Source organism: Kordia algicida OT-1 (assembly GCF_000154725.1).
GTDB lineage: Bacteria > Bacteroidota > Bacteroidia > Flavobacteriales > Flavobacteriaceae > Kordia > Kordia algicida.
The window spans coordinates 2,024,713-2,041,323 of record NZ_DS544873.1 but is presented as its reverse complement, the minus strand read 5'-3'; the positions used below and the strand labels follow the sequence as shown (position 1 = coordinate 2,041,323).

General features: G+C 34.4%; 20 protein-coding genes. 3 read left to right on the top strand and 17 right to left on the bottom strand.

Annotated features, from left to right (window positions below; translation table 11 throughout):
* Window positions 1–21 precede the first annotated feature (21 nt).
* Window positions 22–1,329: a UDP-N-acetylglucosamine 1-carboxyvinyltransferase gene (gene murA, locus KAOT1_RS08720; protein ID WP_007094409.1), complete on the top strand. Its 1,308-nt coding sequence runs from the start codon at window positions 22–24 to the stop codon at window positions 1,327–1,329.
* A gap of 76 nt (window positions 1,330–1,405) precedes the next feature.
* On the opposite strand, the gene KAOT1_RS08715 is transcribed toward murA, so the two are convergent.
* The 17 genes from KAOT1_RS08715 to KAOT1_RS08640 all read right to left on the bottom strand — a co-directional run bounded on the left by KAOT1_RS08715 (window position 1,406) and on the right by KAOT1_RS08640 (window position 14,451).
* Window positions 1,406–2,239, bottom strand: a complete 834-nt coding sequence (locus KAOT1_RS08715) for an OmpA family protein (protein WP_007094408.1) — start codon at window positions 2,237–2,239, stop codon at window positions 1,406–1,408.
* A 111-nt stretch (window positions 2,240–2,350) separates the two neighbouring features.
* Window positions 2,351–2,425 (bottom strand): hypothetical protein, encoded by a 75-nt coding sequence (locus KAOT1_RS23540; protein WP_394330261.1) that lies wholly within the window; start codon window positions 2,423–2,425, stop codon window positions 2,351–2,353.
* A gap of 93 nt (window positions 2,426–2,518) precedes the next feature.
* The gene (locus tag KAOT1_RS08710; RefSeq protein WP_007094407.1) at window positions 2,519–3,481 is read right to left on the bottom strand and encodes a fasciclin domain-containing protein; all 963 of its coding nucleotides are present in this window, start codon (window positions 3,479–3,481) and stop codon (window positions 2,519–2,521) included.
* A gap of 149 nt (window positions 3,482–3,630) precedes the next feature.
* A complete protein-coding gene (locus tag KAOT1_RS08705) occupies window positions 3,631–4,932 on the bottom strand; it encodes a cryptochrome/photolyase family protein (protein ID WP_007094406.1) in 1,302 nt (433 codons plus the stop codon).
* Window positions 4,922–5,416, bottom strand: coding sequence for an SRPBCC family protein (locus tag KAOT1_RS08700; RefSeq protein WP_007094405.1), 495 nt, complete (start codon window positions 5,414–5,416; stop codon window positions 4,922–4,924). Before KAOT1_RS08700 ends, KAOT1_RS08705 begins: the two co-directional genes overlap by 11 nt.
* Window positions 5,416–5,877: a TspO/MBR family protein gene (locus KAOT1_RS08695; RefSeq protein WP_007094404.1), complete on the bottom strand. Its 462-nt coding sequence runs from the start codon at window positions 5,875–5,877 to the stop codon at window positions 5,416–5,418. The genes KAOT1_RS08700 and KAOT1_RS08695 overlap by 1 nt, the downstream gene beginning before the upstream one ends.
* 3 nt (window positions 5,878–5,880) lie before the next feature.
* Window positions 5,881–6,564 carry an SDR family NAD(P)-dependent oxidoreductase gene (locus KAOT1_RS08690; RefSeq protein WP_007094403.1) on the bottom strand — a complete coding sequence of 228 codons (684 nt, stop codon included), beginning with the start codon at window positions 6,562–6,564 and terminating at the stop codon, window positions 5,881–5,883.
* A 106-nt stretch (window positions 6,565–6,670) separates the two neighbouring features.
* A complete protein-coding gene (locus KAOT1_RS08685; protein WP_007094402.1) occupies window positions 6,671–6,874 on the bottom strand; it encodes a hypothetical protein in 204 nt (67 codons plus the stop codon).
* 3 nt (window positions 6,875–6,877) lie between these two features.
* On the bottom strand, window positions 6,878–7,579 hold the full coding sequence (gene folE, locus KAOT1_RS08680) for a GTP cyclohydrolase I FolE (RefSeq protein ID WP_007094401.1): 702 nt from the start codon (window positions 7,577–7,579) through the stop codon (window positions 6,878–6,880).
* Between the two features lie 110 nt (window positions 7,580–7,689).
* A complete protein-coding gene (locus KAOT1_RS08675; protein ID WP_007094400.1) occupies window positions 7,690–7,968 on the bottom strand; it encodes a TIGR03643 family protein in 279 nt (92 codons plus the stop codon).
* On the bottom strand, window positions 7,965–8,393 hold the full coding sequence (locus tag KAOT1_RS08670; protein ID WP_007094399.1) for a hypothetical protein: 429 nt from the start codon (window positions 8,391–8,393) through the stop codon (window positions 7,965–7,967). The genes KAOT1_RS08675 and KAOT1_RS08670 overlap by 4 nt, the downstream gene beginning before the upstream one ends.
* Entirely contained in the window at window positions 8,393–9,880 is a 1,488-nt protein-coding gene (locus tag KAOT1_RS08665) for a cryptochrome/deoxyribodipyrimidine photo-lyase family protein (protein WP_007094398.1), read from the bottom strand. Before KAOT1_RS08665 ends, KAOT1_RS08670 begins: the two co-directional genes overlap by 1 nt.
* Before the next feature lie 6 nt (window positions 9,881–9,886).
* On the bottom strand, window positions 9,887–11,308 hold the full coding sequence (locus tag KAOT1_RS08660) for an SDR family oxidoreductase (RefSeq protein WP_007094397.1): 1,422 nt from the start codon (window positions 11,306–11,308) through the stop codon (window positions 9,887–9,889).
* A gap of 7 nt (window positions 11,309–11,315) precedes the next feature.
* Complete coding sequence (locus KAOT1_RS08655; RefSeq protein WP_007094396.1) at window positions 11,316–11,930, bottom strand: flavin reductase family protein; 615 nt, start codon at window positions 11,928–11,930, stop codon at window positions 11,316–11,318.
* Entirely contained in the window at window positions 11,930–13,240 is a 1,311-nt protein-coding gene (locus KAOT1_RS08650) for an ABC1 kinase family protein (protein ID WP_007094395.1), read from the bottom strand. The genes KAOT1_RS08655 and KAOT1_RS08650 overlap by 1 nt, the downstream gene beginning before the upstream one ends.
* Window positions 13,240–13,899 carry a TetR family transcriptional regulator C-terminal domain-containing protein gene (locus tag KAOT1_RS08645; protein WP_007094394.1) on the bottom strand — a complete coding sequence of 220 codons (660 nt, stop codon included), beginning with the start codon at window positions 13,897–13,899 and terminating at the stop codon, window positions 13,240–13,242. Before KAOT1_RS08645 ends, KAOT1_RS08650 begins: the two co-directional genes overlap by 1 nt.
* Before the next feature lie 150 nt (window positions 13,900–14,049).
* The gene (locus tag KAOT1_RS08640) at window positions 14,050–14,451 is read right to left on the bottom strand and encodes an aquaporin (RefSeq protein ID WP_262494783.1); all 402 of its coding nucleotides are present in this window, start codon (window positions 14,449–14,451) and stop codon (window positions 14,050–14,052) included.
* 78 nt (window positions 14,452–14,529) lie between these two features.
* On the opposite strand from KAOT1_RS08640, the gene KAOT1_RS08635 reads away from it, so the two are divergent.
* Together KAOT1_RS08635 and KAOT1_RS08630 are read left to right on the top strand one after the other, a co-directional pair.
* Window positions 14,530–15,372, top strand: coding sequence for a DUF2911 domain-containing protein (locus tag KAOT1_RS08635; RefSeq protein ID WP_007094392.1), 843 nt, complete (start codon window positions 14,530–14,532; stop codon window positions 15,370–15,372).
* Between the two features lie 154 nt (window positions 15,373–15,526).
* Window positions 15,527–16,611: hypothetical protein (locus KAOT1_RS08630; RefSeq protein WP_007094391.1), on the top strand; the 1,085-nt coding region annotated here is incomplete at its 3' end.

Sequence of the window (16,611 nt, the reverse complement as noted above, 5' to 3'; positions counted from 1 at the left end):
CAAAATTCATTATCATATTTTATGGGGACTTTTAAGATTGAAGGTGGTCATCAGTTAAAAGGAAGTATTCAACCACAAGGAGCCAAAAACGAAGCACTACAGATTTTATGTGCCGTTTTGTTAACTCCTGAAAAGGTTACAATTAGCAATATTCCAGATATCGTTGATGTCAATAAATTAATCATGCTTTTAGGAAACTTAGGTGTGAAAATTCAGAAAAACGGACCTGGATCGTATACTTTTCAATCAGATGATATCAATCTTAAATATTTAGAATCTGAACAATTTAAAGAAGAAGGACGCGGGTTGCGTGGCTCAATTATGATTGTTGGTCCATTGTTAGCGCGTTTTGGTAAAGGATACATTCCGAAGCCTGGTGGTGATAAAATTGGACGAAGACGTTTGGATACGCACTTTGAAGGTTTTATAAAGCTTGGCGCGAAATTTAGATACAATCGTGAAGACTATTTCTACGGAGTAGAAGCTGATAAACTTCAAGGAACGTATATGTTGCTAGATGAAGCTTCCGTAACTGGAACCGCAAATATTGTAATGGCTGCCGTATTAGCAGAAGGAACAACTACGATTTACAATGCCGCTTGCGAACCATATTTACAGCAATTGTGTAAAATGCTGAACCGAATGGGCGCAAAAATTCGCGGTGTTGGTTCTAATTTACTACGCATTGAAGGTGTTGAAGAATTAGGCGGAACAGAACACAGAATGCTTCCAGATATGATCGAAATTGGAAGTTGGATTGGTTTGGCTGCTATGACTCGAAGTGAACTCACGATTAAGAATGTAAGTTGGGACGATTTAGGTCAAATTCCAGATGTATTTAGAAAACTTGGAATTACCGTTGAACGAAAAGGTGATGACATTTATGTACCAGAACACAAAGATGGTTACGAAATTCAAAATTATATTGACGGTTCTATCTTGACTATTGCAGATGCGCCTTGGCCAGGATTCACGCCAGATTTATTAAGTATTGTTTTGGTTGTTGCTACACAAGCACGTGGAAGTGTCTTAGTACATCAAAAAATGTTTGAAAGTCGCTTGTTCTTTGTCGATAAATTAATCGATATGGGCGCAAAAATTATCCTATGTGATCCGCATAGAGCAAGTGTCATTGGTCACGATTTTAAATCGCAACTAAAAGCAACAACGATGGTTTCTCCTGATATTAGAGCAGGAATTTCGTTATTGATTGCGGCATTATCTGCCAAAGGAACTTCTACCATTCACAATATTGAACAAATAGACAGAGGTTACGAAAATATTGATGAACGCTTACGCGCTATTGGTGCGAAGATTGTTCGTTTGTAAACAAAATTACTTCATTAAAAAATGAATTACCTTTTAAAAAATAGTAATTCATTTTTTTTGTAAACTTCGGAAAATACTAATTTTTCGTAATTTCAATTTCCACACGTCTGTTGGCACTACGATCACGACTTCCTTTTTCTGGAAAACGTAGCGGAGCTTTGAAAGCGTATCCTTTGTAAGTAAGACGTTCTTTTGAAATTCCTCTACTAATAAGATATTTGTAAATAAATCGAGCTCTATCTACAGAAAGTGTTTCTGTGCCTGTTTCACTATTTAAAGCATCTGAATCGTCATCGCCGCCACAACAAACATGCCCTTGCACTTCGATATGTATATTTCTGTTTTTCTTTAAAAAACGCACCAATTTTTCCAATTCCTTTTTGGACGATTTTATCAAAGTAACTCTCCCAGTTTTAAAGTTAATTTTTCCTAGTGCATACGTGTTTCCTACACGCAACTCATTAATTGGAACAACATAGATATTTTCTTTTCGTTCAACAACTTTAGGTTTATGATCGTTTTTTGAAGCAGAAATGGAAACTTTTCGGTGCTTTTTTACACCAATGCGTTCGTTTTGTTTTGTAGTTTCTGTAGGCAATTCACCTTTTGCTTCCTGCTCAATGGAGTTGATAAAAGATTCATAATGTTCTTTTAAATAATTTGCGACAGTTGTTGCTCGATTTTCAGACAATTCCAAGTTAAAATGCTCAGTATCTACAAAATCAGTATAGCCTTTAATCACAAAATTATAAGTTGTGGTACTGTCTAAATCAGCTAATTGTGTGTTGATTTTTTTTTGATGTTGAGAAGATAATGTAAACTTTCCCGAATCAAAATAAATATCAAATTCAATTTCTTGCGCTTGACACAGATTGATACCACATAAAAACAGGATAAGTAGACGTTTCATTGATTCTCATTTGGGAATCAAAAGGTACAAAATTATCATAAAAAATAAGGACAACTATTGAGATAGTTGCCCTTATCGGTCTTAAAAATGGTTTTGTTTGATCTAATACACCTAATTTAGATCAGGTAAAATAACCTTATTAACAACATGAATTACACCATTCACTGCCTGAACATCGGTAACAATTATAGTACCGGTTCTATTGTAAAATCTGCAAAATCTTATTCGTGTGTAACTGTTTTACAAACTTTTAATTTTCATTCTTAATTAACCTAAATATTATAGTGACGGTAAAATCACTCTGCTTACTACATGAATGACACCATTTGCAGCCTGAACGTCGGTAACGATAATATCACCAGTTCTTCCATTTTGATCTGTAAACGATGCACCACCTTCAGTATTGATAGTAAAATTATCTCCCAACGTATTTACCATCATTCCATCTGAGAGTGTTGATGATAATACGTTTGCTCCTGCAACTACGTGTGTGTTTAGTGTAGCTTCTAATGTTGCAGCATCAATATCTGCTAAGGAAGAAACTTCTAACTCCGTTAAAAGATCAACAAATGCTTGATCTGTTGGAGCGAATACTGTAAATGGAGCAGGAGAAGTGGTTAAACTTAATGTTTCTACATAAGTAAATGAACTTTCTCTTGTTAATGCTTGTACTAAGATTCCAAAAGTTGAATCTGCCGTAGCAAATGTTACTACTGTTGGTAATCCTATTACTTTATTCACTGCGTGCACAACACCATTATCTGCTGTGATATCTGCTGTGACTACGTTTACGTCTCCATTTAATACAACTCCAGTAGAAGTATTTATGTATAAATCAAGGTTGTTTCCTGTAGTACTTTCTTCTGCTAAGGTTTTTACATACCCTGTGCTTAAATTGCTAGCAGTATTTGTACCTGCTACAACATGGTTTAAAAGAACTTGTGTTAATACATCTGTTGGAACTGCCTCTAAGGAAGCAAATCCGTTTGCTTGTAAAAATGCATCAAAAGCGTCATTATCTGGAGCAAATACAGTGTATTCTGTTGATCCATCTAATACTGCTGTTAAATCTGTACGCTCTAAAGCGGCTAATAATGAGCTATAATTTGGACTATTAACTACGATGTCTGCGATTGTGTTGCTTTGTACGACTACATTGTTATCATCATCATTACTACATGAGGTAAGTGTAAATACTGCGATAATAAAAGCCATAAGGATTGAAGTTGTTTTCTTTTTCATAACAATTTATTGCTTTTTGTTTTTAACTATTAGTTTTTATTGATATTACAAATATAAATATTTTGTTCAAGTTATTTTCATGAAAGTTAAACAAAATTAGTTAATTGTTTGTTAAATAGCCAATAAGGTTAAACAAAATAGTACTTTCTTTAGCTTTCAATTCCACTTTTATAAGTGCTTAAACAACGTTCGCGTGCAAATTTATGTTCTACAATGGGAGACGGATAGGTTAATTCTTGATAATCTGAAGCCCATTTGTTAATGTATGTATGATCTTTATCAAACTTTTTGATTTGTGATGTTGGGTTGAATATTCTGAAATATGGAGAAGAATCGCAGCCAGTTCCAGCAACCCATTGCCAGTTTCCAACATTTTGAGCCAAGTCAAAATCTAGTAATTTTTTTGCAAAATATGCTTCTCCCCACTTCCAATCGATCAATAGGTGTTTGCAAAGGAAACTTGCCGTAATCATGCGAACTCTGTTGTGCATGTAGCCAGATTCATTTAATTCGCGCATGCCCGCATCAACCAAAGGATAACCTGTTTTTCCTTCACACCAAGCTTTGTATTCATCTTCATCATTGCGCCATTTGATGCCGTCATATTTCGATTTGAAATTGTTTGTGACAGATTTTGGAAAATGCCAAAGAATTTGCATGAAGAATTCTCTCCAAACTAATTCCTTTAAAAAAACGTTATTCTCAGATTGCAAACCATTTTGAACACATTTACGAACACTTATGGTTCCAAAGCGTAAGTGCGGACTCAATCTTGAAGTTCCTTCAATAGCAGGAAAATTTCGAGTATCTTCATAATTGTCAATCATATTTTCTGCCATTGTATATGGCAGTACTTTGATACTAGAAGCTGTAAAACCAATATCTTTTAGCGAAGGGAAATTAAAAGACTTTTTTGCATAATTTTTATAATAGGAAGCGCAATCAACACTTGTATAATCGTTTTTCGTTAATTTATCCAACCACTTTTTAGAATACGGTGTGTATATAATGTACGGATCGCCATCAGCTTTTACGACTTCATTACGCTCAAAAATGACTTGATCTTTATAGGTTTTAAATTCGATGTTTTTTGAAGCTAAAAGTTCTCCAACTTCTTTGTCTCTTGCAATTGCATAAGGTTCGTAATCGTGATTTGTGTATACTGCTGAAATTTCATGCTTCCCGATAATTTCTTCCAAGACTTCTAGCGGTTTTCCATGTTTTACCAAGATGGAAGCATCATGACTTTGCAGCGTAGTATTAATTTTTTCAAGTTCTTCGTAAATAAATGTCACACGTGCATCATCTTTTGGTAATTTTTCTAAAATATCACTATCAAATATAAATAGCGGAATGACTTTTTTTCCTGAGTTCAAAGCATGGTATAGTCCAATATTATCTTCTATACGTAAGTCTCTACGATGCCAAAAAAGTACGTAATTATCCTTCATAAGTTCCAAATAGTTCAGTTAATTTCTTTGTTCTGTATTCAAATATTTCTTTCAATTTTGGCTTTACTAAAATCGGATGCATCAACCTTCCTAGAAAGCCAAGCGGAATTTTATAATCAATGATATCTTCCATTTCTACGCCGCCTGGAATTTCTCTGATAAAGTGTTTATGATGCCACATTGTATAAGGTCCAAAGCGTTGCTCATCTACAAAATAATGTTTGTCTTTTACGTGCGTGATTTCCGTAACCCAATGTGTTTTAATATTGAAAACAGGCGTTACGATATATTGGATGATTTGCCCAGGATACATACTACCGAGTTCTTCCGTTAGTATATCAAAACTCATATAATCTGGCGTGATGGTTTTTAAATTCTTTGGATCTGATAAAAAATCCCATGCCTCGTCAAGAGATATGGGAATATTTTGTTTACTGTGTAATCGATACACAATTCCTTTTGTGCTAAATTTTTGCATGTGCATTAGTTGTTAAATAAAATATAGCCATTTAAAGAATTGGCGACTATGAGCCATAATAAGTAAGGTAAAATAAATAGGGTGTATACTTTAAGTAGTTTTTTAAAATTAAATGTCATATAAGCAATTAACACAAGTAGTAATACAAGGTTAATCATTCCTAGTGAAACCATGTGTTGATTGAAAAAAACATAATTCCAACTAACATTTAGTATAAATTGAATTGTGAAAGGTATCCAAACGGTTTTATCGTTTTTTATTGCTATTAATTTTGCCATGTAAATTGAAAAACAAATCATCACGGTTGTCCAAGCAAAACCAAATACCCAGCCTGGTGGCGTCCACGGTGCTTTTTCTAATTCTAAGTACCATGACGTATTTGGTCCATCATTCATTAAGATGGTTCCTATTCCTAGAGCACCAAAGTTAATGATTAGAAAAAGGACTAATCGGATGAAAAATTTCATAGTTTATAATTTTACACTTACAATTCCACAATCAATTGTAAAAATTTGTCCAGATGTAGAACGTGCTTTGTCAGAGATTAAAAAATCTGCCATGTCTGCAACTTCTTGCGGTTCTAAAAATTTCTTTAGCGGATGACGATCTTTAATACTTTCAATCATTTTATCATTTCGCAACAGCTTGCTTGCCAAATCGGTATTTGTAATTGTTGGCGCAATCGCATTTACACGAATTGTTGGTGCAAATTCAGCCGCCAAGGTTTTTACCAAACCTTCTACCGCAGATTTTGCTGCAGCAATACTGGCATGATAAGGCATTCCAAGTTGTGTGGCAACTGTACTAAACAGTAATATATTTGGATTGTTTCCTTTCTTTAAAAGTGGTACATATTTCTGAATTGCTTTGACAGCGCCAAGAACATTAATTTCGTAATCGTTTTTAAAATCTTCTACTTTTAATCGTGCTATTGGCTTCAAATTGATACTTCCCGGACAATAGATAAGTGTGTCTACTGCCTCAATTTCAGGAAGTTCATCTTCTAAAATATTACAACTAAAATGCGTTAAGTTATTGGATGTAATTTCTGGACTTGTACGACTAATATTTATCACTTTGTGATGCTCTAATTGCGCTTGCACAATGGCAGCACCAATTCCTTTGCTACCTCCAATTACTAAAATTTTTTTCATGTAAGTTTGTGGATGTTTGTTGGGTTTAAATCACTACAATGCATTACAATGCTAGTAGTGTGAATAACTACTAGCATTGCTGTTACATTTTCTTTGGGTTAAGAAATTATTTTAATCGCTTTTCGTACTTACGCTTTAATGTTGTAAGTCTTTTCATGATTTCCATGATTGCAGGATCTTTCTTTTGCTTGTAAATTTCGTTTAAACTTAAAATTAAGCGTTTTGCTTCACGAGAAGCCGTGATTTTATCACTTCTAGAGATAAATTTTGTTTTTTCAAAATCGGTTACTTCTGAGAAAATAGTTGCCATTCCTTAGTTGTTTAAAAAGTTTTGTAATTCTATAATTTTTTCTGGCGTATTAAATACACCACCATAATAAGAGGTAATTGTTGTAGAAGAATCATCTTTGACTCCTCTTGATGAAACACATAAATGTTTGGCATCAATAATTACAGCTACATCATCAGTTTGTAATATTTCGCATAATTCTGTCGCGATCTGATTGGTAAGGCGTTCTTGCACTTGAGGCCGCTTTGCGTAATATTGAACAATTCTGTTAAGTTTCGATAATCCAATGACTTTTCCAGAAGAAATATAAGCTACATGCGCTTTTCCCATGATTGGAACAAAATGATGTTCACAATTTGAGTAAAATTGAATGTTTTTCTCAATAAGCATCTGGTTGTATTGATATTTGTTATCAAACAAAGCTACTTTTGGTTTGTTCATTGGATTTAAACCTGAGAAAATTTCTTCTATATACATTTTTGCAACTCGGTTGGGAGTTCCTTTTAATGAGTCGTCATTAAGATCAAGTCCTAACGTTTCCATGATTTCCGCGAAGTGATAGGAGATTTTTTGTTTCTTTTCTTCGTCGGACATTTTGAAAGCATCTGCACGCATTGGAGTTTCCATACCCGTAAGTAAATGTTCGTCTCCAATCTCATCATGATTAAATCCATTTAGAGAAATAGCAGTACCATTCATATGATTTAAAACGTCAGCAGTTTTCATGTATTTTTAAATGTTTAATTTATTTGATATAAAGTTAAACAAAAAAATCAGACTAATAACAAAACGTTCACATTTTTTAACAAAATATTAAACAAAAATGGGATGTAGCTCTAGCGCTTCGAAATTTTGTTATTACTGATATTACGCTGGCGCGAGCATTTAAAGCGTCCTTCTATAAAATCACGCTTTTTTTGATGCTTGGTTTTTCTGCCAGAAACACGTTTTCTCCATAACTTAAAACTAGAGCGTTTCATGTTATTTCGCATCAAATCGATTACATCTTGCTCTTTGAGTCCAAACTGAAACTTAATCGCATCAAAAGTAGTACGATCTTCCCAAGCCATTTCTATAACACGATCAACTTGTCGTGGGTTTAAATTATGTTTCATCCTTCGTAATAATCTGTAATGTTTAGTACTGAGTTTTTTTGCGTTTTCATCTTTTCAATAAACGCTTTATTTTCTTTGTAGAGTTTATTTTTTTTGAATTGAATAAAATTTCCTTCCGCATGAATGCTAAAGTAAGCCGAAGTATAAATGTGTAATTTGTGATACGGAACAATCCAAGAAAAGCTCGTTAGTTTTTTATGAATGTGAATTAAAATTCCTTTCGGACGCAATTCGATACTTCCGTAACTTAAATCATCAACCGTATTTAAATATTGTTTTAGTTTTGGACTTACATCATTAATAATCATTCGTTTTGAACCGATTCCTTTCAGTTTGATACGTTGCATTAACGAGAAAGATTCGCCCAAATGTGTATCAATGAGTCTTGCAGCTTCTTTGTCTGTATATGTCGTGTTGATAATCATTAAGAACTCTTTTTTCTATTAGAAAGTGTGTGTTTTTGTAAGATTCTGAAGTTTTCTTCAATTACCGTGTTTTCATCTTTCATATTCCATAATATGTCACTGGCATGTTTTCTAGTTTCTTGTAAATTGACAATTGGTTTTGGATAATCTTTTCCAAGAATAAAGTTAGCCATTTGTTGTTCCATCGGAGTCATTTTAGAAGGTTCGTGTACAAAAGCAGTATCCAATTCCGCCAATTCTGGAACCCATTTTTTTATAAAAATCCCTTCCGGATCGTGTGCAATACCGTTTTTCGTCGGATTATACATGCGCAACATGTTAATGCCTGTTTCTCCAGCTTGCATTTGTATCTGTGGAAAATGAATGCCAGGTTCAAAATCTAAAAAGTATTGTGATAAAATAACCGTTGCTTTCTGCCAAGGTTGCCACAAATTATGTGTAAAGAATGACACTACCAAAGCGCGCATTCTAAAGTTTAAATATCCGGTTTCTTTCAAACAACGCATGCAAGCATCTACCAATGGATAACCTGTCATTCCGTTTTTCCAAGCTTCAATATAACGCTCAGAAACACGTTTTTTGAGTTTGCGATATCCTTTATTAATACTTACAAATTCCATTTCGTCTTCCATTTCAAATTTCTGAATAAAATGTGCTTGCCAGCGCAAACGAGAACCAAACGATTCCATTTGCTTAGGATATATGTTTTGCTCAATACAACGTGTGGTTTCTTGAATTACTTCTCGAACTGATAAATTTCCCCAAGCTAAATATGGAGACAAACGACTGCAACTACGACGCGCCAATAATGGTTTAGAAATATGATGGTTGTAGTTTTTACCACGATCTCTAAAAAATGTATTCTTGTATTTGAGCGCCATCGTGGTTCCACCTTTTTGAAAAAGCGTATCAGGATTTGTTTCTAGGCTAGGCACGTGGAAAAAACTTGCCAAATGTTGCACTTCTTTTTTTGTGAACAATTGATCTTTTTTTGGAAGAAAACTCAATAAAGGTTGATTCATAAAATTTTCCCATTTTTCAATCCAATCAGTACGATCTTGCAATCCTCTAAACACACCATTATTTATATTTTCAACCCAAGTAATCATGTTATTCGCCAAAAAGCGTTTCAACATTTTGTCACGATCATACGTAACTTTAATTCCTGTTTCCTGATGTGAAAATAAGTGTGTGATTTTATAGGTTTCCTGAATGATTTGCAGTGTTCTATTTATATTTGATCGTACAATTAATATCTCACTATTATAGGCAATCAAAGAATTATTTAAGTCGATTAATGATTCTTTAATAAAATTCCAGTGACGTTCACTGTAATGCGGATCATTCAGGAGAATATCTTCAAAAACAAACAAAAGCAACGTTTTTTTACCTGTAGACAATGCGTTGTGTATGGCTTCATTGTCTTGAAGTCGCAAGTCACGCTTGAACAGCACTACGTTAATTTCTATTTTATTTTGAGTATTCATATATGTTTAATCTTTTTTTACAAGTTTGTTAATCATTCCGTTGAAAATAATACCATGAAACGGCAATACAGCGTACCAATACAATCTTCCCCAAATGCCTTTTGGTCTAAAAATGGCTCGTTGGTGCAATTGATTTTTTTCAATTTTAAATTCCAACCAAGCTTCTCCAGGCAAACGCATTTCTGCAAAAAGTAACAAGCGTTTTTCTTCTTTATTGGCATATAAAACTCTCCAGAAATCTAGTGGATCACCTGCGCTGAGTTTTGTTTGGTGCGTACGACCGCGACGCAATCCGATACCACCAAAAATTTTATCAAGATATCCACGAAGTTTCCATAAAAATGTGGCATAATACCAACCATTTTTTCCGCCAATTGCCCAAATTTTATCTAAAGTCTGCGCTTCGTCAACTACAGGACGCTTTTTGATATCTTTAAAGCATCCGTATTCTGGAACTTTAATGTAACGTGAGATTTTTTCGCGGAAGCGTCCACTAATTAATGAATCTTTCCAGCTAGAAATTACACTGTTTTGTTCTATCTTGATGAATGCTTTTTTAACCGCTTTTTTGTACGACATTGGTTGAATGTCTAGTATTTCATTAATGTTGCTTGGTCTTCCAATAACCTCAACTTTCATACTATCTACCAAGTTTTTGGCAAGTTTGTAGGAAGTTGTTGTGATGAAATAAAGCCAATAGGAAGATAATTTTGGAGTCATGACTGGTACAGAAATGATCGTTCTTTTTAATCCTCGAACTTCTGCAAACTGCAACATCATGTCTTTGTATGTCATAGTATTTGGTCCAAAAATATCATACGATTTGTTGTATACTTTTTCATTCCCAATTGCTTTTGATAAATATTCCAATACGTTGCGAATGCCAATAGGTTGCGACTTAGTTTTAATCCACTTTGGCGCAATCATGATAGGTAATTTTTCTGTTAAATCGCGAATGATTTCGAAAGAGGCACTTCCGCTTCCAACAATAATTCCTGCTCTAAACGTTGTTAATGCATAACTTTCAGATTGTAGAATATCCTCCACATTTTTTCGTGATTGTAAATGTTTTGAAAGTTGCTGATCGTTAACAATTCCACTTAAATAAATGACTTGTTTTACGTTTGTTTTTTGCATGTACGTTTTAAAATGTACCGCACAATCACGTTCCATTTGTTCAAACTTTGTCGAAGAAGACATGGAATGAATTAGGTAATATGCAATGTCAATATCTGTTGGAATTTTGTAGAGACTTCCCAAATTTAAAAAATCAACTTCAATAAGTTCAATACTTTCGTGAGTAGCGATTTCTTCAGGAACACGTTGCTTGTCTCTTACACAGCAAACTAAAGAATGTCCCATTTCCAATAAAATTGGGATGAGTCGTTTTCCGATGTATCCTGTAGCGCCTGTAAGTAAAATTCGCATAATGTGTTTATTTGGGACGTTGATACGGATACCGCGCATGTTGTTTCGGTATCGCATAAGCGTCGAGTCCATTGATGGTGGCGGTTTCAGCTTTCGCTAGATTGATAAAACCGTCTTTTTCTAAAATGGCATCGTTTATATATATGTGTTCAATTTTTCCAACGACCAAAATGGTGTCGTTTTCTTCAATTTTGTATTCATTTAAGTAACGCATTCCAATTTGCACATGACAATCTTTTACAAATGGTGCTTCAAAATCGCCATGATATTCTGTGTGTAGATTCGTTTGATCGAATTCTGAAACTTCTTTTGGATATTTTGCAGATGTATGATGCGCATCTTGCACTATTTTATGATGAATGTGATTGATCGTGTACATTCCTGTTTCACGAATATTTTCGTACGTATCTCTAGGAACGACAGCTGGACGCGTAATGAAACCGAGTAATGGCGGATTGGAACCTAAGTGTGTCACTGAACTAAATACAGCAACATTTGTCAAACCCTCTTTAGATTGTGTTCCAATTAAATTTGCCGATTTGTAACCCGAACAACTATTGATTAGGTTGATTCGGTACAATTTTTCCATTGCATCAATGTCGTTACGCGTGATTGTCGCCATTAGAAATTTTTAAAATTATTAATTTGTACGTCTTTCGCTTTTAAATCATGTAACAAGTTGTACAAGCCGAAAAAGGTTCTGTTCATATAAATAAAATGCTTTGAACCACGATTTCCATTCATGCTACGCAATTGTGTATTTTTTGAATAACGTTCGCCGATATCTGCAATTTTTCCGAAAAATTCTTCATCCGAAAAGTCAAAAACTTCACTGTTAAAAGGAGTTGTAAATAATCCGAGCAACTCGTGAAACATCTCTGAGAAAAATTCTAATTCTTCTTTTGAATCGTCTTCGCGAAGAATTTCCAATTCGTATAATTTCTCTGTAAATAACTTCGGATTATCAAGTGTTTTCTTGTCTGCCAATTCAAAGTATGGAATGTAAAAATCTTCTGGAATTGCTTTCATGCAGCCAAAATCGAGCGCAATCAGTTTATCATCTTCTGACACTAAGAAATTTCCAGGATGCGGATCGGCATGTACTTTACGATATTTATGAATTTGAAACATGTAAAAGTCCCAAAGCGTTTGTCCAAGTAAATTTGCTTTCTCCTGATCGGTATTTTTGTCCGTAAACTCAGAAAGATGTTCGCCTTCCATCCAATCCATCGTTATGATTCGCTCCGATGAGAGCGAATCATAATACGTTGGAAATAGTATATTTGGCAAATGCTTACAAGCTTCCGAAACTTCTTTACTTTGCTTAATTTCTAGCAAGTAATTGGTTTCTTCTGTGAGTTTATCTTCAACTTCTCTAAAATATTTATCAGAGCCTTTTCCAGTAATGTTAAACATTCGCATAGCGATAGGCTTTACAATTGCCAAGTCTGTAGAGATGCTTTCGGCAACTCCAGGATATTGGATTTTCACAGCAAGTTTTTTCCCGTCTTTTTCAGCAAGATGTACTTGTCCTATACTAGCGGCGTTTAACGAAGTGGAATTGAATTTATCAAAAATTTCACTTGGTGCTTTGCCAAAATATTTTTTAAATGTTTTGATAACTAATGGAGCCGATAAAGGTGGCACAGAAAACTGCGATAATGAAAATTTTTCCACATAAGCGCGTGGTAAAATGTTCTTTTCCATACTCAGCATTTGTGCTACTTTTAGTGCACTTCCTTTCAAACTTTTTAAGCCGTCATAAATATCTTCTGCATTCGATTCGTTCAAACGCTCTTTTGCTTTTTCTTCCGAATTTATGAGTTTATCACCGTAATACTTTAGGTAATTTACACCAACTTTTGCGCCTGTAGTAACAAGTTTACTTGCACGTTGTATTTTGGTGATAGGAATTTTATCGATTGTTTTCATTAAGATCTGATGTCTAGTTTTTCTTTAAATAGGAATTTTCCAAAATCTACAATACTTTTCAAAGGTGTATTGTCAATCAAGTCAAAGCTAGCATTTACAGACTTTTCAATGTATTGATCGGTCTTGTCAAAGCTCGCTGAAGTATCATCCAACCAAAACTTCATAGTCATTAGAAACTGAATCCAAGCGGTTTGATTGATCGCTTTGTTTTGAATTTTTTCCAAACGTTCTTGGTTTAAATCCAGTGTTTTTACATCTAAATGCTCTACAAAATCAGTGAATACATGTTTTAATCCTTTGAGTAATTTTAAAGATTGTAACGGTTTTTTATCAGCCGTTAAACTGTGTACTACATAACTTCTGTTTGCAGTAAGTTGCTCAAAAAATGTGTAGTAAAAACTTAAGAGTTTATTGCGCGCATCAAAAGTTTCAAATTCTTCACTTTTTGCCAAAAGTTCAATGGTATTTGTACCAAATGTTTTGAAAATGTTTTCTTCTAATGCTTTGAATGAGCTGAAGAATTCATAAAATTTTGCTTCATCAAAATTATTGTCTTTTGCAAACGCATATACGTTTTTAGGTTGCTCTCCATGCTCCAATACATAGTCCATATATGCTGAAATAATAAAGAGTGCAGTTATGTTTTTTTTCTTTGCCATGGTGTACTTTTTAAAACAGTATAAAAGTACGAAATATTGTTTAACTTATTTTGGTATTTGTTGAACAAAAAAAATGAAAGCATTGTTAAAGTTTTCTTAAAGGAGAGATAAGAAAGCTATGAGTAAATATTAAGAGGAGTTTTTTTATTTCTAACAGTCTGTATCACAGCAGTTTTCGTCTTTTACAAGTTTGCAGCTAATCACCGCAGCTACGGCTCCTAAAATTGGCGCAATTAAGTACAGCCATAAGTCTGCCAATTGCCCAGAAACTAATGCAGGACCGAGTGATCGAGCAGGATTCATAGAAGCTTTAGTCATTGGACCCGCAGGATTGAAATGCGCTCCAGAAATTTCAGCGAAAGCATAAATCATTCCCATTACAATTAATCCCCAAGTAATAGCAACTCCTGGATGCGTAATGACTCCTGTGATGTCGTTGACAACCATTGCGGCTGTTCCGCAGAAAACCATGGCAAAAGTTCCTAAAAATTCGGAAATATAATTCTTCATTGTCGCACTTTTTTTACAAGATTCAAATGTACAGTTTCTTATTTTAAGGATTTGTTAACATTTGTACGTAAGGTTTCTGCGTAAATTCGTCAAAATTTAAAACTCTAAAATAACAATAAGATGAAAAAACTACTTTTGGCATGTTTCTTAGCAGCAGGAATCAGCGTTCAGGCTCAAATTGAAACACCACAACCAAGTCCATCAGCCAAGCTAGAACAAAAAGTTGGATTAACAGATGTAACTGTTGAGTATTCTAGACCAGCAATGCGCGGAAGAAAAATTTTTGGTGATTTAGTTCCTTACGGAGAAATGTGGAGAACTGGAGCCAATGCAAATACAAAGATTACATTTAGTGACGATGTTACTATTGGAGGAAAAGCTGTAAAAGCTGGAACGTATGCTATTTTCACGACACCTAATGCAAATACTTGGGACGTTGTTTTGTATAACGATGCTTCAAATTGGGGAACACCTAGAAATTGGGATGATAGCAAAGTAGTTGTAAAAACTACTGTTTCTGTTAATAAACTGCCTTACGCAACTGAATCTTTTACAATTGATGTTGCAAATATTTCTAATGGAGGAGCAGATTTAGAATTTAAGTGGGACAAAGTATTGGTCATTGTACCTTTTGCCGTACCAACTGATAAGAAAGCAACAGCAAGTATTGAAAAAATGATGGCTGGACCACAAGCTGGAGATTATTTTTCTGCCGCTAGATATTATTTAGAAGAAGGAAAAGACATGGATAAAGCTAAGATGTGGATTGATAAAGCTATTGAAATGACAAGTGATAACCCAAGATTTTGGTATTTAAGACAACAGTCGTTAGTGTATGCAAAAATGGGGAAGAAAGCGGAAGCTATCAACATTGCAAAACAATCAATGGAATTGGCTGAGAAAGCTGGAAACAAAGATTATGTAAAGATGAACAAAGATTCTATCAAAGAATGGTCTAAGTAATCTGGTAAGTATAAAATATTTATAGAAAAAGTCTTTCCAATACGGAAAGACTTTTTTGTGTTTCATCGTTTTTACAAGAATTATAGTGGATTTTTGTGCGTAGTTGTTAAAAATAAATTAAATTCAACATCTATTTAAAACAACAACCTAACTGATGACTTTTTATTTTCGAGCACTTTTTTTAGTGTTCATCTCTACTATTACGTTATATTCATGTTCCAATGAACAACTTGATGTAGCGGTTGAACCGACAACACCTGTCGTAAATAACGAAATTACACAAGTTATTCTTGATTGGAATAAGCTTTGGTGCGAATTAGACCGTTACGCAACTGGCATGCGACCAAATGCTACTACACGCGCACTAGCATACATTCATTTGGCAGCTTTTGAGGTTTGCGTGGAAGATATGGTAAGTTATACATCTAATAAAGATCGTTATGCCGAATTGGAGATTGATTTTACACAAAGACAACCGAATGTAAATGTTGCCATCGCTTTGAATGCATGTTATGCAACAGCGATTGACCATTTTATGTACAACGTGCGTCCTGATATTGATGCTAAAATAGCAATATTAAGACAACAGAAAGAAGCCGAATTGACACAAGGACTTTCAACAGATGTCGTTTTAAATTCTCAAGATTGGGGAAATTATATTGCACAACAAATTATTGCGTACAGTCAAACAGATACGGAAGCGGAAACACAAATATTGAGTCCGCAACCAACATCATACGAACCGCCAGTTGGCGCAGGCTATTGGACCTATAGCCATGATGCAGAAAGAGGATTATTTCCGTATTGGTCTTCCGTACGAACATTTGTTATTTCTTCCACAGAAACATCTACAGTGCCACCACCGTTAACGTATAGTGAAGATGCCACAAGCAATTATTACGCAGCAATGGAAGAAGTTTATACGGCAAGTGAAGCTGCCAGAACAACAGACACAGAAGCTTTATGGATTGCTGAATTTTGGTCAAATGATGTAGAAGGCTTAATGATGAGTCCACCAGGAAGGCAAATTTCTATTGCAAATCAATTGATACAACAATACAATGTAGACCACGAAAGTGCATTAATTTTATTTTTGAAACTTGGTTTTTCTTTAAATGATGCGGCGGTTTCTACTTGGGCAGATAAATATGAATATATGGTAATGCGCCCTAGCGTGTACATTCAGGAGCATATTGATCCAAATTTTCAAACAAACTTATATCCGTTTATTTCGTGGCC